At 39.7% G+C, this 26,830-nt stretch carries 16 protein-coding genes and 1 tRNA gene; 10 read left to right on the top strand and 7 right to left on the bottom strand.

The features are described 5' to 3' along the window. Nucleotides 1–75 precede the first annotated feature (75 nt). Together AAE02nite_RS05180 and AAE02nite_RS26640 are read right to left on the bottom strand one after the other, a co-directional pair. Nucleotides 76–1,299 carry an McrC family protein gene (locus AAE02nite_RS05180; RefSeq protein ID WP_146895599.1) on the bottom strand — a complete coding sequence of 408 codons (1,224 nt, stop codon included), beginning with the start codon at nt 1,297–1,299 and terminating at the stop codon, nt 76–78. After that, complete coding sequence (locus tag AAE02nite_RS26640; protein ID WP_146895597.1) at nt 1,286–3,532, bottom strand: DUF8426 domain-containing protein; 2,247 nt, start codon at nt 3,530–3,532, stop codon at nt 1,286–1,288. Before AAE02nite_RS26640 ends, AAE02nite_RS05180 begins: the two co-directional genes overlap by 14 nt. Nucleotides 3,533–3,848: 316 nt before the next feature. Here AAE02nite_RS26640 and AAE02nite_RS05170 point away from each other — a divergent pair, with 316 nt between their 5' ends. The 6 genes from AAE02nite_RS05170 to brxL are packed head-to-tail and all read left to right on the top strand — an operon-like array spanning nt 3,849 to nt 16,218. Continuing rightward, entirely contained in the window at nt 3,849–4,595 is a 747-nt protein-coding gene (locus AAE02nite_RS05170; RefSeq protein ID WP_146895595.1) for a hypothetical protein, read from the top strand. After that, nucleotides 4,576–5,121 carry a BREX protein BrxB domain-containing protein gene (locus AAE02nite_RS05165; protein ID WP_146895593.1) on the top strand — a complete coding sequence of 182 codons (546 nt, stop codon included), beginning with the start codon at nt 4,576–4,578 and terminating at the stop codon, nt 5,119–5,121. The genes AAE02nite_RS05170 and AAE02nite_RS05165 overlap by 20 nt, the downstream gene beginning before the upstream one ends. Before the next feature lie 12 nt (nt 5,122–5,133). Further along, the gene (brxC, locus tag AAE02nite_RS05160; RefSeq protein ID WP_146895591.1) at nt 5,134–8,565 is read left to right on the top strand and encodes a BREX system P-loop protein BrxC; all 3,432 of its coding nucleotides are present in this window, start codon (nt 5,134–5,136) and stop codon (nt 8,563–8,565) included. Nucleotides 8,566–8,572: 7 nt separating this feature from the next. Beyond that, a complete protein-coding gene (locus AAE02nite_RS05155) occupies nt 8,573–11,854 on the top strand; it encodes an Eco57I restriction-modification methylase domain-containing protein (protein WP_146895589.1) in 3,282 nt (1,093 codons plus the stop codon). Then, complete coding sequence (gene pglZ, locus AAE02nite_RS05150) at nt 11,851–14,169, top strand: BREX-1 system phosphatase PglZ type B (RefSeq protein WP_146895587.1); 2,319 nt, start codon at nt 11,851–11,853, stop codon at nt 14,167–14,169. Before AAE02nite_RS05155 ends, pglZ begins: the two co-directional genes overlap by 4 nt. Nucleotides 14,170–14,172: 3 nt before the next feature. Beyond that, entirely contained in the window at nt 14,173–16,218 is a 2,046-nt protein-coding gene (gene brxL, locus AAE02nite_RS05145) for a protease Lon-related BREX system protein BrxL (RefSeq protein ID WP_146895585.1), read from the top strand. Between the two features lie 68 nt (nt 16,219–16,286). On the opposite strand, the gene AAE02nite_RS05140 is transcribed toward brxL, so the two are convergent. The 4 genes from AAE02nite_RS05140 to AAE02nite_RS05125 form a co-directional block, all read right to left on the bottom strand. Beyond that, nucleotides 16,287–16,787 carry a hypothetical protein gene (locus tag AAE02nite_RS05140; protein ID WP_146895583.1) on the bottom strand — a complete coding sequence of 167 codons (501 nt, stop codon included), beginning with the start codon at nt 16,785–16,787 and terminating at the stop codon, nt 16,287–16,289. Nucleotides 16,788–16,844: 57 nt separating this feature from the next. After that, nucleotides 16,845–17,702 carry a hypothetical protein gene (locus tag AAE02nite_RS05135; RefSeq protein ID WP_146895581.1) on the bottom strand — a complete coding sequence of 286 codons (858 nt, stop codon included), beginning with the start codon at nt 17,700–17,702 and terminating at the stop codon, nt 16,845–16,847. 3 nt (nt 17,703–17,705) lie between these two features. Then, nucleotides 17,706–18,752 carry a reverse transcriptase domain-containing protein gene (locus AAE02nite_RS05130; protein WP_146895579.1) on the bottom strand — a complete coding sequence of 349 codons (1,047 nt, stop codon included), beginning with the start codon at nt 18,750–18,752 and terminating at the stop codon, nt 17,706–17,708. 278 nt (nt 18,753–19,030) lie between these two features. Next, a complete protein-coding gene (locus tag AAE02nite_RS05125) occupies nt 19,031–20,374 on the bottom strand; it encodes an ATP-dependent DNA helicase (RefSeq protein WP_146895577.1) in 1,344 nt (447 codons plus the stop codon). A gap of 137 nt (nt 20,375–20,511) precedes the next feature. Here AAE02nite_RS05125 and AAE02nite_RS05120 point away from each other — a divergent pair, with 137 nt between their 5' ends. Next, entirely contained in the window at nt 20,512–21,522 is a 1,011-nt protein-coding gene (locus tag AAE02nite_RS05120) for a helix-turn-helix transcriptional regulator (RefSeq protein ID WP_146895574.1), read from the top strand. Between the two features lie 171 nt (nt 21,523–21,693). On the opposite strand, the gene AAE02nite_RS05115 is transcribed toward AAE02nite_RS05120, so the two are convergent. Further along, nucleotides 21,694–21,768: transfer RNA gene (locus tag AAE02nite_RS05115), tRNA-Val, on the bottom strand. 206 nt (nt 21,769–21,974) lie between these two features. Here AAE02nite_RS05115 and AAE02nite_RS05110 point away from each other — a divergent pair. From AAE02nite_RS05110 to AAE02nite_RS05100, 3 genes are all read left to right on the top strand, one after another. Continuing rightward, nucleotides 21,975–24,521 (top strand): AsmA-like C-terminal region-containing protein, encoded by a 2,547-nt coding sequence (locus tag AAE02nite_RS05110; RefSeq protein ID WP_146895572.1) that lies wholly within the window; start codon nt 21,975–21,977, stop codon nt 24,519–24,521. 183 nt (nt 24,522–24,704) lie between these two features. Next, nucleotides 24,705–25,559 (top strand): TerB family tellurite resistance protein, encoded by an 855-nt coding sequence (locus AAE02nite_RS05105; protein WP_146895570.1) that lies wholly within the window; start codon nt 24,705–24,707, stop codon nt 25,557–25,559. 682 nt (nt 25,560–26,241) lie between these two features. After that, nucleotides 26,242–26,556: an ArsR/SmtB family transcription factor gene (locus AAE02nite_RS05100; RefSeq protein WP_246150807.1), complete on the top strand. Its 315-nt coding sequence runs from the start codon at nt 26,242–26,244 to the stop codon at nt 26,554–26,556. The last annotated feature ends 274 nt before the right edge of the window (nt 26,557–26,830 follow it).

Raw genomic sequence — 26,830 nt, 5'->3', positions numbered from 1 at the left:
TAGTATCCAGATTAGACTCAATAAACGATTACATTTAATCATCCGGCAGATTAAGTCTTAAATACTCTATTCTCATTATGTAAATAGAATTGAATCAATAAGACCCGAATAAACTAAATTATCATCCTTAATAACCGGCACATAAACCATTTCACAAGAGCCTCCATTTATAATATAACTCCCTCGAATTCTTATTTCTCTTTCTCCTGGATAAAGGAGTATTCCATTATCAGCCTTAAAGTGAAGAAGGTAAGCAAATATCTGCCTGAGGTCTTCGTCGGAGGGTTTTCCCAAGGAAGGTGTTTTCCATTTTGTATCAATAATACATTTTTTACCTTTCGGATTAGTTATAATAATATCCGGCTTAATGTATTTTTTATGCTGCTCATGGCTTTCCCAAAAGCGTTCTTTTATTTGACCTTCAACAGAGTAACCTTTATAGTATAACTCTTTATGCAAGACTTTAAGTACCCACGTTTCCCAAAGGTGATTCATGTCAAACATCAGTGCCAGTACGTGATTTTGGCCTGATGTAACATCCGGGTGGTAATTCAACAGAAGGAGTCTTGCTATTTTTATTGCATTACGGTAGGGCTCAGTTTTGCGGTCAAAGGACAGGCGCTGGAAAAGCGCCTCACTGACTTTAATATCGGGGATATTAGAGAAATTAAGTAAAAGGCCGTTTATACGACTTGTTAATGCAGGTGAATTATTTATAGTTTGAAGTAGTAGAATAGTCTTAAATAATATCTGGTTTAGTGGATGCTCCCGGTCATATGTGGTATGGCGGGTGTAAAAGCGTTCCTGATGCGTAAGGTTCTGGCTTATATGTTTATTAAATTGTAATGCGCCTTTTAAGGAAAATAAATTTCCTTCTTTCTTACGATACTTTTTTACCAGACCTTGGTGCAGCAGTTGTTCACATTCAGTTACAAACAGTTCGAAGTAAATGTCAAGGATAGAGTTGCTTTTTATTTTTAAAGAAGTAGAGCTACTTGTCCTAACCTTCATTAAACCTGCTTGCCTGAGCATATTGATAAGAATGTTCTGCCATTTTTCAGTATCAGTCTCAGAGCGGTCAATTTTAGGTAAAACTTCAATACTTATATCCCCGACCTTTAGGACACCCACATATTCGGTAAATTTTATGCCATTATGTATAAGCGTAAAGCTAGGTGTCCCTTTTTCACCAAAGTATCGTTGTAAAGTTTCCAGATGGGATACAGTAAAGCCTCTTTCGCCGGCTCTTAAACTTTCATGTTCAAAAACTGAGATATTTAATTTTTTATAAGGTGGCATTCTCAGTCTTCTTGTTTAGCAATTTTTGCAGAGCTTCAGTGAAGTCATCGTCGGTCATTTTAGAAATGTTTTTTAGCCTAAGTACTTCTCGACTGCTAAGTTCATCTATAGCTTCGTGGAAAAAATCAGCAAATATCTTTTTGTCTAAGGCCTGATTTTTAGGTTCTGCTTTAAAAAAGCCACTGCCTAATACTAGACCAATCTTGGCAAAATCTCCATAAAAGTATTCCTGAAGAAGGGGAATAATACTTTCATAAAATGCTTGTTTTAAATCGTTTATATTAGAAACATTCATTAAGTAAGAATGGCCAATCATGTGGTTCTTGTCCAGCAGTTTCTCGATTCGTTTATTAATAGTGTCAAGTAATTCTACTAAATCAATTTCCCCTAGCATGCCTGCCATATCCTTAAGTCTGCCTTCAAACTTTATCTTTTCAGCCTTAGGTGGCATTTCTATAAAACTGAACCGTCGGCGTAAAGCAGTGTCCAAAGCTTCAACACTTCTATCAGCAGTGTTCATAGTCCCCAGAATGTATAAGTTGGGTGGTACAGAGAAAACCTCTTTTGAGTAAGGTAAGGTTATTTCTAAAGCTTCATCTTTACCGGCTCTTTTGTCTTTCTCGATTAGAGTGATTAATTCGCCGAATATCTGGGAGATATTACCCCGGTTAATTTCATCTATGATAAGCACAAAATTTTGGACCTGATTATCTCTAGCAGAAGTAGATATATTGGACACAAAGAATTCTTTGTTGATCCAGGCCTTATTAAGGGAGTAGATTGTTTGTTGAGATAGCGCTTTCTGATAAATTTCTGCTATAGGTATTTCAGTGTTTTCAATGAGCCATTCCACTTTTCTAAAATGGTAACTCGGGATAGGAGCATTTTCATCATAATAATAGCTTCCAATCACTTTCCCTATAGCCCGCACTTTATAATTTCCTTTTGAAACTATAAAGTAATCTCCAACTTGTAGATAATGGTTAAAATAGTTCATGGCCTGAGCAGCATATCGTGACCAATTATTATCCTGAACTATTTGATTGAAATCATTTATGGTTTTATCTGTAAGGTCATATCCACCCATAAAGCCTATACTAATGCAACTATTCTCAATGCAATAGTCATAAATCGCTTGGTCTTCTGGCTTATTTACATCCCCAAGTGAAATTTTATAAAAGTTTGCATTTTGGTAATCACTCTCTTTAATGTTTATTAAGGCTTTGTTCTTCAGCACTAATCCATTTGAGAAATAATGAGCCCGCTCGGTAATTTTTTTAAATATACCATCTTGGACATCGTACTTTAGGAAGTTGTCTTCTACTGCTGGCTTAATAGGTTTAATGCCTTCTATAAAATCTTCATAGGTAAAGTTTTGGTGGAAAGTACAAAAGCCTATTTGGCCTTTTTGCATATTCCCCCAATCCTTAATTAGTAATTGATTATAACGCTCACGGAGTTTTGCTCTATCATCTTTATTCTGCTCGTAAAAAGCAGGGTCGGAAATTTCTACCGCAATATTTATGGTGTTGAAAGTTTTCCCAGTTCCGGGAGGTCCATAGAGGATAGTATTAAGTGCAATCTTTTCGTTTGTTAAATCAGCGCTCATTGGGGGTAATTCATTAGCTCCTGGTAATCCGGTATTTTTCAAGCTGGCAGCATATTCATGCCATAGCCTTCCTGTAAATCCATAATAACTTTCGGTTAGAAGTTTGTTGCCCATAATAAACTTGTGCAATTCGGATGAAGGGGAATTGTGAACCTTATTCATTCCCAAAGATTCGGCAGCAAACTGTAGTGCCTCCGGTTTATAAATATTAACTACTTTATAATCTGAGTAAAGGAATGCTACTTTCCATTTATAGGCAGGGCCTAAATTTACCTTATCAATTCTTTGGAGCTCATTTTTTTGTGCAGCATCTACTATTTCATTGATTACGCTTTTAACAGTTGAAAATGCTTCATCAGCAGTTTTACCATATTTTGTAACCCAGGCATATTCATTATCAGATGAATAGCCTTTGTTTGTGTTTACTTTCGTACTGTTTTTTCTATAGATACCGAACTTAAAGGAGGAACCTCCCCATATACTTCCCAAATCTTGGGTTTTTGATTCAAGCCAATAGCAGAAGGATGTTTTATTTAAATTTGTATACTCCTCTAAAACCATATTACCTACTCTATTTATTGGCCATTCATTCAAGAATTCTTTTTTTAATTCTTCTCTATTCATTTTAAGAGTATTGTGTGAAAGTAAAATATTTGTTTTTTTGTATATAGTTCTTGGTTGGAATATAAAGGAATTGTTCTACATTAGGGCTTAATAAGTCAAATATTTATTTTAAGCGCCTGCTCAGAAGTAGTAGATTGTGGTAATAGTAAATCTCCCTTAGTGTAGAAATAATTATTTGGTTAGCTACCAGTGGTTTATAATTAATGCCGAAATAAATACTATTGGTGATGGGACCTGGCACTATAGAATGGATTTTAATAAATTAAATTTAAAGCCTAAATCTAGTTTTCTATACTAATAGGTTGTAAAATCCATTATGGCTTCACCAATAAAAGAACTTACAATACATACAAGTAGGACAATTATGCTATCGGAATTATCCAGGGTAATGGATTTTGCTTTAGATAATAATAACTACCAGGAGGCGCTAAAGGGAAATGTAACTAATAAATTGACGAAATCTAATCAGGATAATACAACCCTTTACCTGAAGAAGCTCTATGGGTTTGAAGATAGTAATCCATTTTTTACCTGCTTCAAGTACTTTTGGCAAAAAGCAAATCTTAGTGATAGGGTTATAATTAGCTTATTATATGCTTGTAAACGGGATTTTTTATTAGCGGAAAGTATTGAACCGGTTATAAATACTACTTTGGGAGAAAAAGTAGCAGTGGATTACATGGAGCAGAATATTGAAGCTTATCACCCAGGTCGGTTTACCCCCAAAACCCGGAAGTCTGCCGCTAGAAATATAATCAGCTCCTGGAAACAAGCTGGCTATATTACAGGAAAGATTAAGGCATTACGGACCAAAGTTAAACCTGGGTATTATGCCTTGGCCTTCGCAATGCTATTGGCCTACCTAAGCGGCAGTCGCGGGGATTTTATCCTGCAAAGTAAGTGGGTAAGGGCTTTGGACCTCCCCGATGCAAAAGTGCGGGAGTTAGCTGTGGAAGCGGCCCAGCAAGGTTTGGTTCAGTATCAGTTTGCTGGGAGTGTTACTGCTATTTCTTTTGATAAGATTTTAACTAAATTAAAATTGAGTGGCTTCGAAAGTCGATAATTTATTAATTGCCTTTGAGCAGGTTCTTGCTGAACCGTGGGCACAAACCTTATCTGGCCAGGAAAGAGTCTGGTTTTTAATTTATGATCCTGCCGATCAGAGGAAAATAGACTTAAGATTAGGTGATTTTGAAGCTGCTGCTCGCAATGCCGGAAAGAATTGGGTACCGGTGTCTTTAAAAGAGTGCTTTCCTTATTGGATGGCTTCACATGAATACAGGGAGGAATATTTCTCCGATCCAGAAGCTTTAGCTGACCAACTTGAAGTGGAGTTTAAGCCATTTGTTATTGATTATATACAGGATGAGATTCAGAAAGCGAAAGCTGATGATAATACCATTATAGTTATAAAAGATGTAACAGCCATTTTTGGATTCGCCAGGTTATCAAATATAATTAGCACGGCCTCCGACTATGCTAAGGGTAGAATGCTGGTGCTTTTCCCGGGTGAGTTTAGTAAAAACCAATATAGATTATTAGATGCTCGTGATGGCTGGAGTTATCTGGCTCGGCCTATTACAGCATAACATTAACACCATATGAATAATAAAGACCTCTTTGAGCTTAATCCAGACGATAACAACTTAGTTAATGACGGGGTTGTGGAAATTAACACTTCCCACAATGAGAATGGGCTGAAGGTACTTCGGCATGAACTAAAAACCTTTGTTTGTGAAGGCGAATACCAGCAAGGGCTAGTCAGAATTTTACAAACCTATCTCAAACATATCGATTCTCCTAAACAACCAGCAGCTTGGGTAAGTGGGTTCTTTGGTAGTGGTAAATCCCACTTAGTTAAAATATTGGGTTATCTATGGGAGGACTTTAAGTTTCCTGATGGCGCTACAGCTAGGTCATTAAAAACCTTGCCAGATGATGTAAATGACTTGTTTGTTGAACTTGATAGAAAGCAGAAGCTTTACGGGAAATTATCTGTTGCCGGCACCCTAAAAGACTTCCCTTCTCATGATATAAGATATTCCTTTCTCCAATTATTTCTCAATGCTTTAAAGTTACCACAGCAATATCATCATTTTAAGTTTGTTTATTGGGCTAGGCAAGAGGGCATACTGGATGAGTTGAAAGCTTTGGTGGAGGCAGAAGGCAAAGACTTTAGAAAGGAATATGAAAATCTGTTCGTTTCTTCTGTATTAGCTAAATGCTTACTCCAACTCAAACCAGAATTTGCCGAGAATGAGGCCAAGGTAAAAGAAAACTTCAAAGCTAATTTTAAAAGAGTTGATACAATTAGCCGGGAGCAATTGATTGAAACTATAAAAAATGAGGCACTACCCTTGTTTTATGGCACCAAAGTACCTTGTACTATTATAGTGCTGGATGAGGTGCAGCAATTTATTGGTACAGATGGAAATAAGACCATAGACATTCAGAACCTTGCCCAAGAGCTTTCCAGCAACTTCGATGGCAAGTTCCTGCTAGTGGCTACCGGGCAAAGTGCCTTATCAGAGACCCCTTACTTACAGCCACTACAAGACCGCTTTTCAGTAAAAGTATCACTTTCAGATACTGACGTAGAGACGGTAACCCGAAAAACGGTTCTTCAGAAGAAGGCCACTGCAATAAAGCTGCTGGAAAAGAAATTGGAAGACAGCCTTGGTGAAATATCAAGAAATTTGTCTGGAACAGATTTTGGCTATCAGACTGATGATAAGTATAACCTAGTTGCAGATTATCCTATCTTACCCTCCACAAGAAAATTTTGGAAGAAGGTACTACAGGTTATTGATACGGCAGGTACATCGGGTCAGCTTCGTAGCCAGCTAAGAATTGTGGACGATAGCCTTAAGCATGTTGCAAATAAGGGAGTTGGGTATGTTATTCCTGCGGATTATATTTTTGACCAGAAGCAGCAGCAGCTATTACAGAATGCTTTGTTATTGAATGAAACGAATAACCTAATACAGGAGAAAAAAGCACAAGGAGGTGATGGTCTCTTAGAAGGTCGCATTCTTAGTGCTGTATTCCTGATGGATCGCCTACCGTCTAACGGACAGAGTAACCGCCTGAAGTCTGATGAGGATACTATTGCAGACTTGCTAATCGATAACCTGGTCGAGCCTTCTGATAGGTTCAGGACGAAGGTAAAAGACCTAATTAAAAGGCTTGTAGACAAAAAAGTACTGATGCCTGTAGACGATGAGTTTAAGCTACAGACAAAAGTTGGCGCTGAATGGGAACAAGAATATAGCAAACAAGCCCAAAAGCTGAATGGCCCCTCTGGTGAAGATCTAATTGAGCAGTTAAGAAAAGAGAAAATCCTGAACTTCATTAAGGAAAGGACCAAGACGATTAACGTTTTGCAGGGAGCCTCTAAGCAAAAAAGGGATTTTGAAGTTTGGAATCAGCAAATTAAACCAAATACAGAAAACAAGCTGCACATCTGGGTAAAAGACGGTTGGTTCGATAACGAAGCTATTTTGATGCAAGACATCCGTGGAGAAGGTGCTAATACGCCACTAGCTTATGCTTATGTGAAGAAGCAGCGTGACCAGGAGCTTCGAGGGGAAATTATTAAGTATCTGGCAGCTAAGCAAACCCTGGATGCCAAAGGGCTTCCAGGAACTCCTGAAGGCCAACAGGCCCAAAGAAGTATGGAAACCCGTAAGGGCTTGGCATTGCAGGCAATACAAGATATTATAAACAATATCTGTAAGGAGGCAAGCATATTCCTGGCGGGTGGTAATAAAGTAGACCAAGGCAGTATAGGAGAAAATATAAAAGAGGCGCTTGAGAGTACTGCGCTGAGGCAGTTCCCCGATTTTACGAAAGGCGATTATAAAGATTGGGATAAAGCGCTTACAAAAGCTATAGCTAATGATCCTGAAGCGATGAAGCGAATAGGATGGGATAAAGAGTCAAAGGACCATCCTATTGCCACAGAAATATTACGCTTTATTGCTAACGGTACCAAATCGGGTAAAGAGATTAGGAATCACTTTATGAGGTCTCCTTATGGTTGGAGCCAGGATGCCATCGACACCGTTATCTTGATGCTACGTTTAACGGAGCATATATCTACCCCCGAAACTAACCTGAACCAATCTAAAATCGGAGCGGCTGCCTTCAAGAGAGAAACGCATACGCTCTCTGCGATGGATAGAATCAAGATTCGGAAAATATACCAAGAGGCAGGAATTAGCTGTAAATCAGGAGATGAGTTTGTTTGCTCTAATGCCTTCCTTTCTCAGCTGAAAGACCTGGCTGGGAAGGTAAGCGGGGACTCTCCCTTTCCAGAGCCAATAAGCGTTCAGTTTGTTAAAGATATAGAAAACCTGGACGGGAATCAGCGCCTGGGGAGCATGCTGGAGCAGCAGGAAGACCTTATCGCTAAGTTTAAAGATTGGAGCCATAAGTCGCAATTGGTGACAAAGCGGGAGCAAATGTGGCGAATGCTAAACACCTTGATGCAGCATGCGCCAGTTACCCCAGATGTAGAGCAGTTGAAGCAAGAAATGGATGCAGTAAGAGAAGACAGATTGCTGTTTCACGAACCAGACCTAGTAGGACCATTGGCTGTTCGCCTAACTGACCTATTGAACAAATCATTACAGCAGGTTAAGGAGAAGTTTAACGCTAAGTATGATGACCTAAGAGCAGAACTTGATGCAAACGAACATTTCCTGAAAATAGAAAGCGACGAGCGCCAGAAAATTTTAGCCAAGCACCAAATCCTACTTCGACCAGAAGTAAAGGTGTTGGATGCACAAGCCATGCTAAACCAACTGCAGCATGAAAGCTTGAATACATGGGATATTAAAATAGCGGCTTTACCAGGGCAGTTTGCCTCTGCCTTAGCGGAAGCAGTTAAACTGACGCAACCCAAAGCAAAAACTTATGCTGCTCCTAAAAAGACAATCACCAGTAAAACCGATTTGGAGCAATATATAAATCAAATCAAAAAAGATATTGAAGAACTTCTGGAAAGCAGTTCTTCTGTAATCATTAGTTAATAATTCTATGCCAGTTTTAACATCCGCCCAGCGAAGCTATTTAGAAAACACAGTTGTAAATGCCCGAACGCATGCTGAGTTAGGTGCCAGCAATGCATTACAGGCGTTAGCGGTTCATCACTCGGAGCCCTTTGGCCACATGGATGCTGAACAGCGTTCTTTGCGTAACCGTTTGCGCCATAAAGCTCGCTTATTGGGTGATGCTGTACTAGACAAAGGAGAACACCAAATAGGCCATTTGGCCTATGAACTAGCTTATGAGTACTGGCATCAGATGCTGTTTGCTAAGTTTTTAGAAGCAAATGGGCTACTAATGCATACCAGCGGCGTTGCGGTGAGTATGGAAGATTGCGAAGAGTTGGCCCGTGAAGAAGGATATGCGGATAAGTGGGCTGCTGCGGCAGGCTATGCCTCACGCATGTTGCCTGCTATTTTCCGACCAGATGACCCACTGATGCAGGTAAGCTTTGCTACCGAAGACCGTTTGAAGCTTGAGGCACTGCTGGATAGCTTGGAAGAGGAACACTTTACTGCCGATGACAGCTTGGGCTGGGTATACCAGTTTTGGCAGAGCGAGGCTAAGGCTAAGATAAATGCAAGTGGCGATAAGATAGATGGTGAAAAACTTCCTGCTGTTACTCAGTTGTTTACAGAGCCATACATGGTTCATTTCTTAATTGATAATACCTTGGGCGCTTGGTGGTTAAGCCGTAACCCAGGTATAACACCTCCTGTGAAGTTTGAATACCTGCGGTTTTCAGAAGATGGAACTCCCGCTGCTGGAAAGTTTGAAGATTGGCCTGATAAAACGGCTGAAGTGACCTCCCTTGACCCTTGTATGGGGTCAGGTCACTTTGTGGCTTCTCTGTTTCCTGTGTTTGCAAAATTACGGATGCACGAAGAAGGGCTCTCCAAAGAGGAAGCTACAGATAAAGTTATCGCTGAGAACCTAAACGGCTTGGAGCTTGACCCAAGGTGTACCCAAATTGCTGCCTTCAACTTAGCTCTTACAGCCTGGAAGTTCTGTGGGCAGTACAAAGAATTACCTGAAATGCATCTAGCTTGTAGTGGCATAGCGCCAAAGGGTAAACAAGAAGACTGGGTAAAACTAGTTGGAAAAGTAGATAGGTTAGAAGATAAGGCACGTATGGAAAATGGTATAAAGGCTCTCTATAACCACTTCCAACTAGCTCCAGAACTGGGGAGCTTACTTGATCCGTCAACTATAAAAGCGGATGCCTTCACTGCTAGTTTTGAAGAACTGAAACCTGTGTTACAGAAGGCATTGAGTGGTGAAATTGACAAAGATCAGGTAGAACGTGGAGTAGTTGCGGCAGGTATTGCTAAAGCAGGACATTTGTTAAGTCTTAAGTATACATTAGTAATTACAAATCCGCCTTATTTAGGGGAAAGAAAACAGGCTGGTAAAATTAGAAGTTATGCAAAGGCTAATTTTCCACTCGGTAGACCAGACTTAGCAACTATCTTTCTAACAAGAGGAGAGCATTTAGTTGGAGACCGAAATACTCAGGCATTAGTAATTCCACAAAACTGGCTATATCAGAGTTCATATCTTAAGTTGAGAGAAGACCTGCTTAAGAGAGGACGTAATTCTTTTCTATGTCAACTTGGATCCAACGCATTTGTAGATCCAATAGGAGCTGATGTAGTACTCTTGATTTTAAATTCTAATAATAAAATGTTTTATGGATTAGATGTTACTGATGAACCAGGAGTAAAGCAAAAGGAAGAATACATTAAGAAAGGTCAGCTTATTCTGCTTGATTCTAATTTAATTTATAGTACTAGTGACTCACGTATTGTTATATCAGAAAGGAACCTTGAACTCCCATTTTTAGAGAATTATGCAGATTGCTTAGCTGGAATTCAAAATGGTGATTCTCCAAAATTTACCAGATTCTTTTGGGAAATTAAAAATAGAAAAAACAAGTGGTGGTTTATGCAAGGAACATCAAATACAACTTGCAATTATTCTGGTTTGAGGTTGTTGATAGATTATGATATGGAGCATGGTCATCTTAGAGAAACAAAAGAGGTTAGAAGGAATCAACTTCATGATTCAGATCAAAGGGGTAATAAAGCTTGGAATAAGGATGCCGTTGCTATATCACTATTAGGAGATCTAAAATCTACTATTTATAAAGGGTGGTTATTAGATCAAAGTGCAGCAGTTATTTTACCTAAGGACAATCGAGACATCCTTCCTATTTTAGCTTTTATTCAAAGTGTTAATTTTAATGTTGAGGTTCGTAAAATTGACAAAAAGCGTAATGTTACTAATGCGACATTGGGTAAAGTGCCTTTTGATATAGAGCATTGGCAAAAAGTTGCTGCAGAGAAATACCCTAACGGTCTGCCCAAACCTTACAGTGATGATGCTACACAATGGTTATTCCATGGTCATCCAGTTAAAGCAGAAACTCCATTGCAAGTAGCAACTGCCCGAATGCTTGGCTACCGCTGGCCAGCAGAGAGTGATAAGGAGATGGAGTTGGCTAATGAAGCTAGAGAGTTGATTGCTACTATTAAAATTTTTGACGAATTAACTGATGAAGATGGTATTCTTTGCATACCTTCTGTGAACGGTGAAATGCCTGCAGCTGATAGGTTGAGAGAATATCTGCAGGCAGTATACGGCTCTGATTACACTACCCATACAATTGAAGAGTTACTTCAAAAAGAAGGCTCTAAGAAAGCGAGTTTGGATGAATGGCTGCGTGAAGAGTTTTTCGAGCAACATTGCAAACTCTTCCAGAACCGCCCTTTCATCTGGCACATTTGGGATGGGCGCAAAGATGGTTTCTCTGCGCTGGTTAACTACCACAAACTAACAAAAGAGAATCTGCAAAAGCTTATCTATACCTATCTTGGCGATTGGATTAGGCACTGTGAGCAAAAACGTAAGAACGGAGAGAGCGGTGCTGATGGTCTGCTGTTGGCGGCAAATGCTTTAAAAGAAAAGCTGGAGCTGATACAAGAAGGAGAAGCCCCTTACGATATTTTTGTTCGCTGGAAATCGCTGGAGCAGCAGCCTATTGGTTGGGAGCCAGATTTAAATGATGGTGTAAGGCTTAATATTCGGCCTTTCATTCAGGCTAATGTGCTGCGTAAAAGAGTGAGTGTAAATTGGGGAGTAGATAGGGGTAGAAACCCTACTGGTAGCTACTGGGGAGAAGTACGTGATAATGATAAACATCTGTCATTAGAAGAGAAGAGGACAGCTCAAGCTAACCTTGTAGGATATAAAGTATCTGTTATTTCAGAATGAGTTTATCAAAGAAGATAACCCAGAGCCTTTTAAAGGCTATTGATTATAATAGTTCTATTGTAGTTAAACCTGAGGTTATACTCTGGCCTGATCATGAGCGCCAGTGGGAAGCTATTATTCCGGAGTTACAAAAGGAATTTGAGGCACTGTTAATTTTAGGAGAGTATAATCCTACGTCTAAGCAGGGACCGGCTATTTGGATTAAATGCATGGTCAATAAAGCCTTGCCCGAAGCAACTTGGGGTTCGGATAAAACGCCAATCATTTATATGCCTGGTATTTCGAAGGATGACCTGAAAAATGGGGCTGAGGAGAATATTGCTTTGCAACCGCTTATTGAATACCAGTATACTGGCCATGTTTGGACGCAAGAGAATGGCAAAGAATGGACAGTGTTGGCATTTATCCAAAATAAGCAAGTGGGTTTAGGTGTTAAGACTTCTCAGGATACTAATACCAAAGACGCTTTAAAGAAGGCGCTGCCATTTATATTTAATGATGACCAGGTATTATATCACAAGCCAGTTATTGATGTTGATTACTTATATAGTATCCTTTTCCCGGAAGTAATACCAAGCATCTTAAAGTGGTTAAACGAAGGGGAGAACTTTCTTAATAAATTACCTCAAGAGAAAAGGGAAGTTTTCTCAAATATCTGTCAATCGCAGTATGGGATAAAGCCAGAAAAGAAAAATTTATTAGCAGGAGCTGAAAAGCTAGGTTCTCAACAGAATAATTGGAAGCAGGTATGGGATTATTATGCTAATGCACCCAAAAAATACCCTCACATACCTATACTCTTGCGGTCAGCTAAGCCTGCTGTGCTGGGGTTAGGTTTTTTCAATTTGCCCCTAGAAAGCTGGCCGCAAATTAATGAAGAGGAAGAGGAAAAGTTAAGAAAGGGTCTTCACTCCCTTTGTAAAGATTTTCCTAAAGATGCTGCGCAAAAAATGCGCAGCTTGGAACAGGAACATGCTAAACGCAGGGATTGGATTTGGGCTGATTTAGGCGAAACTCCCCTGGCACGAGCCCTTGAGCATTTGGTTTACATGGCTGAAATATCGCTTGAATCCATACCTGCTAGCAGTATTGATGATATTAAGGCCTTTTATGTAGACAAAGGCTTCCGTATAGACCAGGGAATGCGGCTGGCTTTAGCAATGGTCAAATCAGAGCAAGATAAAGCTGTTATATCAACTGTTATAAATTGTATATATAAACCCTGGTTAGAAACTATTACCCATAAATTCCAATCCTTAGTTGACAACGACTGTTCTATATTCTCATTACAATCAGCTAAAGAGGAGCCAGAGGATTTCGTGCTTTTTGTTGATGCTTTCCGGTTTGAATTAGCTAAAGAATACGCTGAAAGACTTACAAAGAGCAATTATAAGGTAGAACTTAATTCTGCCTGGTCTGCTATACCAAGCGTAACACCTACTGCAAAACCGCATGTCTCTCCTGTAGCGCAATCATTAGCAGAAGCAAGTGATTTTAAAGATTTTCGCCCTCAAACGACAACAGCTCAAGATTTAACCACGGCTGTATTTCGTAATACCTTGGCGCAAAGCGGATTTAACTATATCAGCAATAATGGTAGCATAGCATCTGGCCAAAAGCAGTGGCGCGAGATTGGCGACATAGATACCAAAGGGCATGAAGAACAAGCTGGTATGGTTCGCAGGATAGAAGAACTTTTTGACCAAATAGATGAGGTAATTGAAACAGCTGCAGCTAAGGGTATTAATAAAATTAAAATTGTTACAGACCATGGCTGGCTCTTGCTGCCAGGTGGCTTACCTAAAGAAAACTTGCACAAAGATTTAGCCGAGACTCGATGGGGCCGTTGCGCATTTATAAAGGAAGGCGCCAAAACAAACCTCCTACACTTGCCGTGGAGATGGAACAAACATGTTTTTGTTGCCTATGCACCAGGTATTTCATTTTTTAAGGCTAATCAGGAATATGCACACGGTGGTATATCTTTGCACGAATGCCTTATACCAGAGTTGTTAATCCACACAAACACAAAGGCTGCTATAAAAAAGGGCAAGATAGGTAGCGTTAAATGGATAAATCTTAATTGTAAGATTGAAGTGGTAGATGGAGCAGATGGGTATAAAGTGGATATTAGGACAAAAGTCTCCGACGCTTCAACCTCTATTGCTATATCAAGAAACCGGGCAGTAAAGGAAGGCAAGTGCTCTATTATGGTAGATGATGCAGAAGAAGGCAATTCAGCTATAGTAGTACTTTTAGATAGTAACGATAATATTTTAGATAAGAGTCCAACACTGGTTGGGCCGGAAGCATAAGTTATGGAATTGGATAAAATTGACCGAATTGCATCAGAAGCATTTGAGGGTTATATTGTTAGAAAAGACTTACTGGAACAATTTAGAAAAACCTACCCTGTACCAACTTATGTAATTGAATTCTTACTGGGCAGATACTGCGCTACTATTGATGAAGAAGAAATTCAGGAAGGGCTTGAAATTGTAAAGCGCCAGCTTCAGGATAGAACAGTACGACCTGGTGAGGAAGAATACTTTAAGTCGAAAGCAAGGGAAAAAGGCTCTATTAAGATTATTGACATAATTACTGCCAAACTAGATTCGCGCACTGATAGTTATGTAGCTTATTTACCTAGTCTGAGGCTGAATAATGTTAGGATTTCACCTGAAATGGTTAGTGCCAATGATAGAATGCTGACTGGGGGATTTTATGCGGAGATTGAGGTAGAATACGATAATGCCATTGCCCAAGAGAACAGCGGAAGACCATTTGGCATTACAAGTTTAAGACCTATCCAGCTTTCCCAACGCAGTGTTTTAGATATACTTTATAAAGGACGCGAATTCTTTACCTTAGAGGAATGGAAGGACTTTCTTATCAGGAGTGTTGGCATGGAGCCAACTGCTTTATCTGAGAGAGCTAAAAATGTGCTTCTTGTTCGTATGATTCCTTTTGTAGAGCGGAATTATAATGTAGTAGAACTAGGTCCCAGAGGTACAGGAAAGTCCCATCTATACCAGCAGATTTCACCCTACTCCCATTTAGTTTCAGGGGGTAAAACAACTGTTTCTAAAATGTTCGTGAACTTAGGCAGTGGCGAGCGCGGGCTGGTTTGCAAGTACGATGTTGTTTGCTTCGACGAAGTTTCAGGTGTTTCCTTTGACCAGAAAGATGGGGTAAACATCATGAAAGGCTATATGGAAAGTGGGGAATTTAGCCGGGGGAAAGAGCCTATTCGAGCAGATGGTGGAGTTGTATTAGTGGGTAATTTCGATGTGGATGTAGAGCACCAGCAACGTATTGGCCATTTGTTTGGACCATTACCCCCTGAAATGCGGGATGATACTGCCTTCATGGACCGTATCCATGCCTTTGTTCCAGGGTGGGATTTTCCTAAACTTAATAAGGCTTACTTCACCAATCACTTTGGTTTGGTAAGTGACTTCCTCGCCGAGTGCTGGACCCGGCTACGTGACAACAGTCGGATTTCTTCCGTTTTGCCCCGGGTAGATTTTGGTGGTGCTTTAAGCGGCCGGGATACTACTGCTGTTCATAAAACGCTAAATGGCTTGTTAAAGCTTATGCAGCCAAACCCAGTAGAACCCATTTCGGATGAGCTTCTGGATTGGGCTGTAAAAGTATCTTTAGAATACCGTAGAAGAGTAAAGGAACAACAGAAAAGAATTGGTTCGGCTGAATTCCGAAATACTCATTTCAGCTACCGCATCGGATTAGAGGGAGTAGAGACATTCGTGAATACCCCAGAACTTCACAGTGAAAATACCATTGGCGAAGACCCGCAACCGCCTGGGCAGGTTTGGACCATAAATACGAGTGGGCAGGATGAACCAGCAGGTTTATACAAGATAGAGGTAAATGTTGGTCCAGGTAGTGGTGTGAAAATACTGAACCGACCAGCGCCTGCTCAATTCCAAGAGAGCGTAAGAATTGCGGAACAAAACCTTTATAGTAAAACCAAGGAGCTGGTAGGTGATAGGGATCCCCGAAGTCACGAGTTCTCTGTTCAACTCAGGTCTTTCGACGCCTCTAAGTCTGGTGGTGGAGTGGGTATGGGTGTGCTAGTTTCCTTGTGTAGTGCTCTTTTAGAGCGTAGTCTAAAAGGTGGGCTCTTAATTGTTGGTCACCTCAACTTAGGAGGTTCTATTGACTTGGTTTATAATGCTGTAAACTTAGCCGAACTGGCTATTGAGAAGGGTGCTACTACCTTATTGGTGCCATTGAATTCCAGAAGACAGTTAAATGAGCTATCAGATGATATGATAACTAAAATCAATATACAATATTATACAGATTTAAAGGATTGTCTTCTTAAAGCTTTGATGGATTAATTATATTTTATTATGTAGGTATATTTACTTCAATTCTTAATACTTTTGAGGGGGAAAAATATATTAAACTAAGGCTTCTTGAAAGCTTCTAGCTTTTCTTTAAGCTTCTTAATTTCTTTGTCCTTAGTATCTATTACTCTTAAGGAAGCATGAGTATGGACTACTTTCAAGCGCTCTAAATAATTATATAGTTCTTGAAAAGCATTGCCATTATGATATGTGTTATTAAATTTCTTAATCTCCTGATGCATCAATTTATCCCATATATGTGCTGTTAGACTCACACCTTTATGGCTAGGCTTAATTACAACTTCCCAATCTTCCTTTTCATTTATCTTACATTTGATTCCATCCCAATCAAAAGTGTTGTCCTCAATTCTTTGATTCGAACTATCAAATAGTTGATTGCTATAGTAAGCATGTTGCCCAGTTGAGGTGCTTTTCTCATATTTACAATATATTAAGAATCTTACCTCAGATTTTGGTAACATCCCTTCTTCTGAGAGCTTTCTAACTTCCCCATTACAATACACAGCGATGAAATAATTAGGAAATTTTTGTAAGGTCATTATAGGCTGAAGTTTATTAAATATTAAAAGTAACAAAATTATAATTACGGATTTGTATTATATTAATAAAGAAGAATTTTTGCCAGTTCTATTAAATGCAGAATAGATTGAATACAGAGCTTGATAATACTCATTATAGAAGAAATACAGATTATCTAGGTTTTTTTCTTCTACTTCTTTAATAATATCTAATTGCCATTCTTTTAGATCAGCATTGCCATGGGAATATCTTATTCTGAATGGTTGCATTGCATATGTTATTTTAGTATTCAATTTTACATGTCTTAAAGTTTCTTCAAACGCTCCATTATTCACTTTTTTATATGGCTCATTAGATATAAAATAAATGAAGAAAATAGTTATTTTTGTATTTATTGATAGATCTTGAAATTTAAAACTATCAATATATTCGAAGAGTTTAGTCTCTCGATTTCTCCTGGCCCATTCATTGTAAGTTATCTCTTTGGCATTATTAGGTACTTGATTATTTGAATCTATAATTTTAAAATAAACTTCATTATATTTTAATCCAATTAAATATCTCTTTCCTAATTGCTTTGATGGGACATTACATTTTTTATCAAATAACTCCTCACCTAGGAGTTTATCATTACCAAGCCTGTCCTTGATTTTTTTTGTTTTAGAATCTAACTTTAACTTGTCAAGCGTTATAATACTTTTAAGTGAGTAGTCTATTATTATCTCTATTTGTTTCTGGAGATTAAAAAAAAACTTATCCAAATTATTAAACATTGCTGCCTTGTCCATATCAAAAAAACAAAGGACTAGTTCATTCTTAAGATCAGGAACAAATAGGTACTTATAAAAATCATCTGCCTTCTTTCTAACGCATCTTAATAATTGTAAATTTTCTAAATTGTCTTCATAAAATTTAACTAAAGTATTAATTTCCATTTTTTATGATTTTAATGATTGGTATTTGGAGGTAAACTCCATAAAATATTTATCTTCTTTCCCTCGTACCATACCAAGAAATAAAATTTTGCCCATTAGTACATTCTCAAAAGGAGGTAAAATTCTACTTTTAACAAATCCTTTTTCAAGGGGATAATATTTATTAAACTCCCTTTGGCATGCCGGTAATCCATCCCTTTCCCAATTATATAGCATCGCGCGTATCTTTTTTATATAGGTACGCTGCAGATTCAGCTTTTCATTCACAATAATACCTGTTACCTCTTGTCGCTGAGTTCGTTTCTGCTTTCTTGTTTTCTTGTCGTTCAATTTAAACCCAGCGGCTTCCAAATGTAATTTTAAGTTTTCATGAAACTTATCTTTAAAAACATTTTTATCTGCAGAAAAGGTAATATCATCAGCATATCGGGTATAATAGCAAGAATTTAATTTAGCATAATCTACCAAATTTTTATCTAACTGCTGGCAAGTAATATTAGTAATTATAGGTGATGTTGGAGCTCCTTGGGGAAGTATGCCTTTATAACAACATAAATGTGCAATTATATGAGCAAAATCTGGTTTCATCCTAAATGAATTTAACTGAAGTACTGCTTTTATTCTACCATAATGAATAGTAGGGAAAAAGTCTTTTAAATCTACATTGTAGACGTAATTTTTGCCTACATGTACTTTAGCATTGGTTACTATGCTGCGGCCCGTTACAAATCCATGAGCTGCGGCCTTAGGCCTAAACAGAACCTCAAGAATAAAGTTGAGCCGTCGTTGTACCTTCTTTAAAAACGGGTCAGGAGCTGTTATTTGCCTAACACCACCGGATTTTTTAGGTATTTCAAAGCTCAAGTATCTTTCGTCACGGTGAACAAAGTAATAGGCAAGCCTTTTGGTACTAATAAATCTATAGGTGGTTCCTAAAGTCTCGTTCTGGATGTTAATAATAAAATTAATCAGAGATGTTACATCCTCCAAGGTTGTTCCATTAGCAACCCGGGCTTTAATTTCATCAATATAATACTGTGATAATTCCATTTTAATTAAGGGCAGCCTGCGGGAACTTTCAACTCTTAAGCTTTGAAAAAAAACTAAAAAAAGTTAAAAAAATAAAACCCAACCAAATAATGACCTACCTAAGTAAAGACATTGGTGAGCACATTGCGTATCACAATGCAAATTAAGTTCTTTACCGCAGGCGCCTTGTGTACAAATATAGATTAATACTTATGTTTAAACCTCTTAAAATAAATTAAATTCATATTTATTAGAGCATACACTATCTAAAATTATGAAATGTATGCTCTATTTCATGACTAAGCAGCCCAGGAGTAAGCTTCATTTCTAGCTCTGGTAACAGCAGTATAAAGCCAGCGTAAGTCTTTTGGCTGATACGGATGCAGAATTACATTGTCCCATTCCCCTCCCTGTGCTTTATGGCAAGTCGTGGCATATCCGTGTTTCAATCGCATTGCGCCAAGGTACTTGTCATCGCTTGGCTTTCTGGATTCCCTGAATTTCGAATTATGGGTCATTACCTGGTGAAATAGATGGCTTTCTTGCTCCGGAGTTAAGTTGCCAGATTCACTCGAAAGAGATTCAAGTAAAATCTTAGTTGTAATAATGGTTTTTCCTCCTGCATCCCCACTAAATTCAACTTCAGCTTCCACAAAATGAAGATCAGCATAGGTCTCCACTCGATTATCCAGCGATCTAATGACTCCTGTATCTCCTTTAAAAATCCATTCTGTAGTACTGAACCAGTTAGCTTGAGTTGTAACAATGTCTTTAACCGCAATGGAACCGGAATAGCCCAAGCGCTCTCGTATAACACTGTTCCACCACTTTACATCTCTATTTGTCCAGCATATAATAGTCGTTTTGTCTAAAACTCCATCCTCAAAGAGGCTCAAATAGAGGTGTATGGCTGGTGTAGGGCCTGAAACCTTAGTTAAAGAATTATTGATAGTGCTTCCTCCACGTTTCATGGTGTCCCGTATTTCTGTTGCCAATTTTAATACCTTAGAACCTTCTGCCTGGCGCATTACTTGGTTTAATGAGAACATATTACCAGAAAGGCCAAGTTTACCGGAGAGGTAATCTGGTTCTAAAGCCGGTGAGAAAGTAAGATTGGAGCCCGGTGTAACCGGAGGTAACTGGTAAATATCTCCTATAAATATTACTTTGTTTTTACTATTACCTTGCTTTACAAAATCTAAATAATCAGTTAGTAATGGATTCTTTACAAAGAAGTTCTCATTCTTAGTTAAAGTATCAGAAATCATGGATGCCTCGTCAACTATGAAGATGGTTTCTTCGGAACTTTTATTTTGTTTCCTTACAAAATTTACTCCTCCTCCATTCTTTATTGTTTCAGGCGTATAAATCTGGCTATGAAGCGTTTTGGACGGATGCGCAGTTTTAGCTCCAATTATTTTTGCAGCTCTAGCTGTTGGAGCCCCAAGCTTAACGCTTTTGCCAGCTTCTTTAAGTTTTGTCGTAATTGCTTTTACTATAGAAGTTTTTCCTGTACCTGCAGACCCTCTTAGTACAAAAAAATTGTCTTCTGTTTTGCCTTCAACAAAATCGCTGATTTTGGAAAGAGCAAGTTCTTGCTCATTAGTGGGTAAAAAACCTAGAAGGGTAGCAAATTTAGACATAATGGAAGGAATTAAGGTTAAAAGTTCTATTTTGTTCCGATTACCTTGCAAGAATACGGAAGGTCTGTTCAGTCTTTCTGAACAGACTTTTTTATTTAAAAACTTCTCATTAGCTTTAAGAAAGACTTTGCTTATCTATGCCAATAAATAAAAATGCTTTAATTAGGTACCGGGCCTTAGATAGGTGTTTAAAAAATACAACAAGGAAGTATTCCGCCAAAGACCTGCTCCGAGAAGTGGAAAGGATTTTAGAATCAGAAGGATTTGAAAAAGGAATTGTAAAAAGTCAACTCCATGCAGATATGCAGTACATGCAAGACTTCTGGAAGGCTCCTATTTTAGCTGAGAAAGATTCGCTCGATAGAAGAATAACTTTATATAGGTATAGCGACCCTTTATTTTCAATTGAAAATCAGCCAATTAGTGAGGTTGAGTCTAAAGTAATAAAGGAGGCACTTTCAGTTTTATCCCGATTTAAGGGAATGCCGCAATTTGAATGGATCAATGAAATTGTACCAGCCATTCAAGACAAGTTGGGGTTTATTGCACAAGATAGGGAGGTTATATCATTTGAATCGAATTGGGATTACGAGGGGCTACGTAACATAACGCCTATCTTCAATGCCATCACCAACCATCGGGTGCTAAAAATAACCTATCAAGATTTTAGAGCTGATGAACCCTATTCTATTTTTTTTCATCCTTACTATTTAAAGCAATACAATAGTCGATGGTTTGCCTTTGGGTTAAATGAGGCATCCTCTAATTCTTACTGGAACCTTGCCTTAGATAGAATACAGGATATTGTAGAAACACAGGACGAGTATCAGTACAATGAAATAGATTGGGAAGAATATTTTGATGATATAATAGGGGTAACTAGAAGAATTGAGGATGAATTGGAAGAGGTACGTCTTTGGTTTCCCCCTGAACAGGCTCCTTATATTAAAACAAAACCACTTCATAGAACTCAAAAATGCAAAGAAGATGCTACTGGCTTAGAGGTAAGTATAAAAGTGGTATTGAATTTTGAGCTGGAAAGGACTATACTATCCTTTGGATCATCTATGAAAGTGTTAGCGCCTGATAAATTAAAGAACCAAATTAAAAGCAAATTACAATTGTCATTGAGCCGATATGAGGATTAAAGCTAGTGACTGAACAAAATAAGAAAAGCCCGTAGATTAATAGTGATAACTTCTATCGGCTTTAAGATTAAGAAAAACTAGAGAAGGTTAGCTTTGAAAATGTATGCAAATAGTATGTAAATAAAAAAAGCACTTACCGAATTGCTTCATGTAAGTGCTTGATTATTAATGTGGGGCGTACTGGATTCGAACCAGTGACCCCCTGCTTGTAAGGCAGGTGCTCTGAACCAGCTGAGCTAACACCCCTTTTTGTGCCTTTAACAACCTGTTGTTGTCGTTTGGTGATGCAAATGTCGTGGTTTTTTTTGAATCTGCAAGCGCTTGCTCAAAAAAAATAAAAAAAATATTTAAGCGCAATTGCCGTTTAAAAGCTTTGGTAGTTGGGCAGACTGCTGTATCTTTAACTCTGGACAAAGGTAAATTTCTTGAAAGCTAAACAGATAGGTAAGCTCTTGGGGTGGATAGCAGGCGGCTTTTTTTTGCTTACCTGTCTGGCAGCCGGTTTAGTTTATTTTTACCAGGACAAAGTAATTGGGCTATTTGTAACGGAAGCCAACAAGCACATTAAAACCAAGGTGCAGGTTGCCCAAATGTCGCTTTCGTTGTTCGATAAATTTCCGCAAGTATCGGTTACCCTCGATAAGGTGCAGATAATAGAATCTGTGGCCGGCAGTCAGGCACCCTTAGCCACCGCCGATAAAATATTCTGCACGTTTAGTATTCTCGATATTCTCTTAAAAAAGTACCAGGTGCGCGAGCTGTTTATGGAAAATGGCGAAGTGCATGTAAGGGTTCTGCCCACCGGCGAAATAAATTACCGGATTTTCGGGCAGGATACCACGGCTACGCCTAACCAGAAATTTGTTTTCAACCTCCAGCAAATATCGATGCGGCAGGTACTGGTAACCTACGACGACCAACCCCTGCAGCAATACGATAAAATAATGGCCCACCAGGTGCAGGCAGCGTTAAAGATAGATGGCCCCGAAATAAATATTCAGGGTGAGGGCAAAGCACATATTTATACGGTGCGGCTGCGCGAAAATGAATATTTTAAAAACAAGACGGCTTTTATTAAATCTTCGCTGCGCCTGAACCTCGATACCAAAGCTATTCAGTTGGCGCCTTCGCTGGTGCAGGTGAACCAGGCCAACTACGAAGTAAGCGGTGGCATTAATTACAGTCGCAATATTTATTACGACCTAAAGTTTAAAGGGCAGAACACCAGTGTGCAGTCGGTGGTGGCTTTGCTGCCGGAGAAATATTACCGTCAATACGGTCAGTACGAAAGCAGCGGCCCGGTTTACTTTAATGGTTCGGTAAAGGGATATCTTTCGCCGGCGCAAACACCACTGGTAAATATTGCGTTCGGCTGCCGCAATGCCACCTTTTACCAGCCCGATTATAAACAAAAAATTACCCACCTTAACCTAAATGGCAGCTTTACCAACGGTGCCGGGCACAAAAGTGCTACCTCGGTACTGGCCCTGAAAAATTTTAAAGCCCGTCTGGCCGGGCAGCCATTAGCCGGCAACCTGGTGTACCGTAATTTTGATAACCCCTACCTAGATCTGGATTTAAAAGGAAAGTTAGCCATTGCGGATGTACTCGGGATATTTCCGGTGGCCGAAATAAAAAAAGGGAGCGGTCAGGCCGATGTGGCAGTGGCTTTTGCTGGTCCGCTTAAATTATTCCGGGCCACCGGTGGTAATGCGGCGGTACGGGCCTCCGGCGATATTACCTTGCACAATGTAATGCTGCAGCTAAGCGGGTACCGGGTTCCCTTCCGGGGCCTGTATGGTAATTTCCTGATTCGGAAAAACGATGTGGCCGTTACCGGTTTCCGGGGATGGCTGGGCAGTTCCGATTTTAAGCTGAACGGCTATTTTAAAAATGCGCTGGCCTGGCTTTTCCTCAAAAATCAGGGCTTGCGCATCGAAGCTGATCTGGAATCTGAATTTCTGAACGGCGACCAGTTGCTGACCGGCAGCCTGGTAAATACGGCTGGTGCCAGCCAAAAGAATTTGGGCCGGGCCGGTAAGGCGGGTAATTACCGTTTGCTGGTATCGCCTCGTCTTTCTTTTGATGTAAACACCAACGTAAAACACCTGCAATTCCGGCGTTTCCGGGCAAAAAACCTGCAAGGCAATGTACGGTTGCAGAAACAGGTGATTACCTCGTCTAAAATTGCGATGGACGTGGCTGGCGGGCAGTTTGCGTTACAGGGCCGGATGGATGCCAGTGCCCCTAATAACATAAAAATTACGACTACCACCAACCTGGCCAACATGCAGGTAGACAGCTTATTTTATGAGTTTGAAAACTTCGGGCAAAAGTTTATTCAACAGCAGCATCTGAAAGGGACTTTAACCGCCCGGATTAATTCGGATATATATTTCGATAGCCGCCTGAACGCCAAAACCGACCAACTGGAAGCCGAAATAAATGCTATAGTCCGCAACGGGCAACTCCTCCATTTTGAGCCCTTACAACAGTTATCCCGGTTCCTGAAGCGCAAAGAACTGGAAAATATCAGGTTTGCCGAACTCAGTAATAATTTCTGGATTCAGAAACGCACCGTTTTTATTCCCGAAATGGAAATCCGGACGGATGTTACCCGGGCATCGGTAATTGGGGTGCAGGGGACCCACACTTTCGACCAGCAGATGGATTACAAATTCCGGATACCTTTAATATTAAGAAAAGTACGCCTGCAGGAAGCAGGATCGCCGGTTGCCGTTACGGCCGGTACCCCCAATATTTTTCTGACCTTAAAAGGCAACGAGAAAGATTATAAAGTAGCGCTGGACAAATCGCGGGTAAAAAATAAAATAGCCGTGGATTTGCGGGGCGGGCCTTCTGTGGGAGAAGAGAACCCGGCGTATCCTGAAAAATCGGCCTCAAAAGAAAAAGTAGGCTTTAAAGATATTTTAAAGCCCAAAAAGCCGGAGAAAAAGAAAGAAGTACAGGTAGCTGAAGATGAATTTTTCGATTTTTAATGCCTTTGGCTGAATTTCCGGGCTGGTATTATTTTGCATTTCCGTCCGGATAATGAACCCTTTTAATCCCACTTCTCAAATTCAACATACCCGTTGTTATTGGTTTTAACCGGTAACGTCACATTTCAGGTATTTCTGCGTTTAGTAGAGTTCTTTATATAGATATACTTAAACCTTTAACTTATGAATGTGCAGGAAACTCCATTATTAAAAGATTATTCCGATAACGAAAAGGCGGCCTATTTAGGGGCAATTGCCAGTGTGGCCTCGGCAGACCGGGTAGCTTCACCGGAAGAAATCCAGTTCTTAACCTTACTTTCGCAATCGGCCGGGTTATCTGCTGCTGCCCAGCAGGAGGTAGTTGCCGCCGCGCAGGATTCTTCTAATATCAGCATTCAGCAATGCCTCGATATACTTAAAAACAGCGAACTGCGGTTTTCTTTTATTACCGATGTGATGAGTTTTGCCAAAGCCGATGGCAAACTGGATGCGCAGGAGCAAAGCAAAATTCAGGAAATGGCCCAATACCTGAATATTAACCAGCAACAGTTTGGTGCGTTGCAGCAATTTGTACACAAAGCTGAAGAAGCCCAGCAGCACGGCGAAAATCCGACTGACCCTGGTTTTCTGCAGCGCTCCGGGTTGGCTAATTCGCTCGGGCAGGCGGGTGTACCCACGGGCAGTATGATGCAGGGCTTGCTGGGGATCTTAGCCCCCATTGTAATTTCTAAAATATTGGCCGGACGGCAAGGTGGTATTGGCAGCGGCGGTATGGGGGCCGGTGGCGACATGTTAGGCGGCCTGTTAGGGAGTGTTTTAGGCGGAGGTGCCAATCAGGCAGGCGGTTTAGGCGGCCTGGGCGGATTATTAGGAGGTAACCCAAATCAGCCTGCTTCGCGTAACCAGTCTAACCAGCAGGGAACAAGCGGCGGCTTGGGTTCTTTAATGGGTATTTTAGGTGGCCTGGGTCGCCAGCAAGGGTACAACAGTGGCGGCCTGGGTTCTATTCTGGGTTCGGTATTGGGTGGCCGGCGATAGTTTTATACTTTTTGGTTTGGGAAAAATCTGCGGGTAATTTAACTTACACCTATAAAAGGTCAGGTGTTTGGTAAGTAAAACTTCCAACGCAATAAATTTTTTTCGGAGCCGTTTCTATCTTAATTTTTAAGGTTTGTAACGTGCTACTGCTTAGTTGAAACCGAATAACTCCCGATTTTGCTGAATTGCCCGTTCTAAGCAATTCAGCAGAAAAGAGTTAAACAGGGCAAAGAAGCCTGGCAACTGACGGTTGACTTAAAACTTTACTTGTTCCGGGAAAGAAATTCATTTTTGAAATATTTGCATAAATGAATTTTTTTACCAACTTGCTCCGTTTTTGGCCGTAAAAAGGTTGACAGACAATAAATTGCAGAAAATATTTGCTTGTTTAAATTAATTTTTTGCTATTTTTAAGCGGCGGAATATAAAAATCTATAAGTATTTAGTATTTTATATATCCGATTCTTAATTTTATACGTAAACAGGCAGTATGCTGAGTCGACTCCATCCAGTGAGGTGCCCAGAAATTAACCGCTAACAAAATTTATATTTTGAGTATTGAAGAGAGCTGATTGACATTAGAACGGATAAGGCAGATAATACGGCGGATTGTGGTACTTGTTTCATTTGACGTGTAAGTAGTGAGTGTTGTAAGTAATGATGTGTTAAATTGTTTTGAATTATGAGTATGCGAAATTTATTGTCCAGGGTTGAGTCCAAAAAGATAGACAAGGCCGCCTCGATGCTGAAAGTATTGGCGCACCCCAAACGGTTGGCTATTGTGGATCTTTTGGGAAAGGAAGAAAAAATGACCGTGACGGAGATTTACCAGTACCTGGACTTGCCACAAGCAATTGCCTCACAGCATTTAATTACACTCAAAGACAAAGGGGTGCTCTCATCTTTTAAGGTGGGGACAAAGATTTATTATTCTTTGTCGATCCCGAAACTCATTGATGTGATTGATTGCCTGGAAGAGTGCTGTACCGACATGTAATCTGAAGTTTAGCTAAACTTACCATAAAAGGGCTGTAATTATTTACAGCCCTTTTTCTGTTAGAGATTAGTTTGGCTTAAATAATACTCCTGTTAGTTACCCGAAGCTTTCTGGCACGAGGTTACAACTCACAGGGTTAAACACTTATGCTGTATATTTATAATTAGCACAGCTGTAGCAGAAGAATTGGTGCCAAGTCAATGAATAAACGGTCGCCGGCGTTAGCTCTGTCGCCCTTTGTCTGTCCACAAGGGAGGTAATTATTCTGCACTAT

It is taken from the genome of Adhaeribacter aerolatus, assembly GCF_007991635.1.
GTDB lineage: Bacteria > Bacteroidota > Bacteroidia > Cytophagales > Hymenobacteraceae > Adhaeribacter > Adhaeribacter aerolatus.
This window is presented reverse-complemented; position numbering and strand designations above follow the sequence as displayed.

What these genes read in the sequence shown, in the direction of transcription:
- brxC (WP_146895591.1), top strand. Translation starts at nt 5,134, where the DNA reads ATGAATAATAAAGACCTCTTTGAGCTTAATCCAGACGATAACAACTTA.
- AAE02nite_RS05155 (WP_146895589.1), top strand. Translation starts at nt 8,573, where the DNA reads ATGCCAGTTTTAACATCCGCCCAGCGAAGCTATTTAGAAAACACAGTT.
- brxL (WP_146895585.1), top strand. Translation starts at nt 14,173, where the DNA reads ATGGAATTGGATAAAATTGACCGAATTGCATCAGAAGCATTTGAGGGT.
- AAE02nite_RS05120 (WP_146895574.1), top strand. Translation starts at nt 20,512, where the DNA reads ATGCCAATAAATAAAAATGCTTTAATTAGGTACCGGGCCTTAGATAGG.
- AAE02nite_RS05140 (WP_146895583.1), bottom strand. Translation starts at nt 16,787, where the DNA reads ATGACCTTACAAAAATTTCCTAATTATTTCATCGCTGTGTATTGTAAT.
- AAE02nite_RS05170 (WP_146895595.1), top strand. Translation starts at nt 3,849, where the DNA reads ATGGCTTCACCAATAAAAGAACTTACAATACATACAAGTAGGACAATT.
- AAE02nite_RS05130 (WP_146895579.1), bottom strand. Translation starts at nt 18,752, where the DNA reads ATGGAATTATCACAGTATTATATTGATGAAATTAAAGCCCGGGTTGCT.
- pglZ (WP_146895587.1), top strand. Translation starts at nt 11,851, where the DNA reads ATGAGTTTATCAAAGAAGATAACCCAGAGCCTTTTAAAGGCTATTGAT.
- AAE02nite_RS05135 (WP_146895581.1), bottom strand. Translation starts at nt 17,702, where the DNA reads ATGGAAATTAATACTTTAGTTAAATTTTATGAAGACAATTTAGAAAAT.
- AAE02nite_RS05125 (WP_146895577.1), bottom strand. Translation starts at nt 20,374, where the DNA reads ATGTCTAAATTTGCTACCCTTCTAGGTTTTTTACCCACTAATGAGCAA.
- AAE02nite_RS26640 (WP_146895597.1), bottom strand. Translation starts at nt 3,532, where the DNA reads ATGAATAGAGAAGAATTAAAAAAAGAATTCTTGAATGAATGGCCAATA.
- AAE02nite_RS05180 (WP_146895599.1), bottom strand. Translation starts at nt 1,299, where the DNA reads ATGCCACCTTATAAAAAATTAAATATCTCAGTTTTTGAACATGAAAGT.
- AAE02nite_RS05105 (WP_146895570.1), top strand. Translation starts at nt 24,705, where the DNA reads ATGAATGTGCAGGAAACTCCATTATTAAAAGATTATTCCGATAACGAA.
- AAE02nite_RS05100 (WP_246150807.1), top strand. Translation starts at nt 26,242, where the DNA reads ATGAGTATGCGAAATTTATTGTCCAGGGTTGAGTCCAAAAAGATAGAC.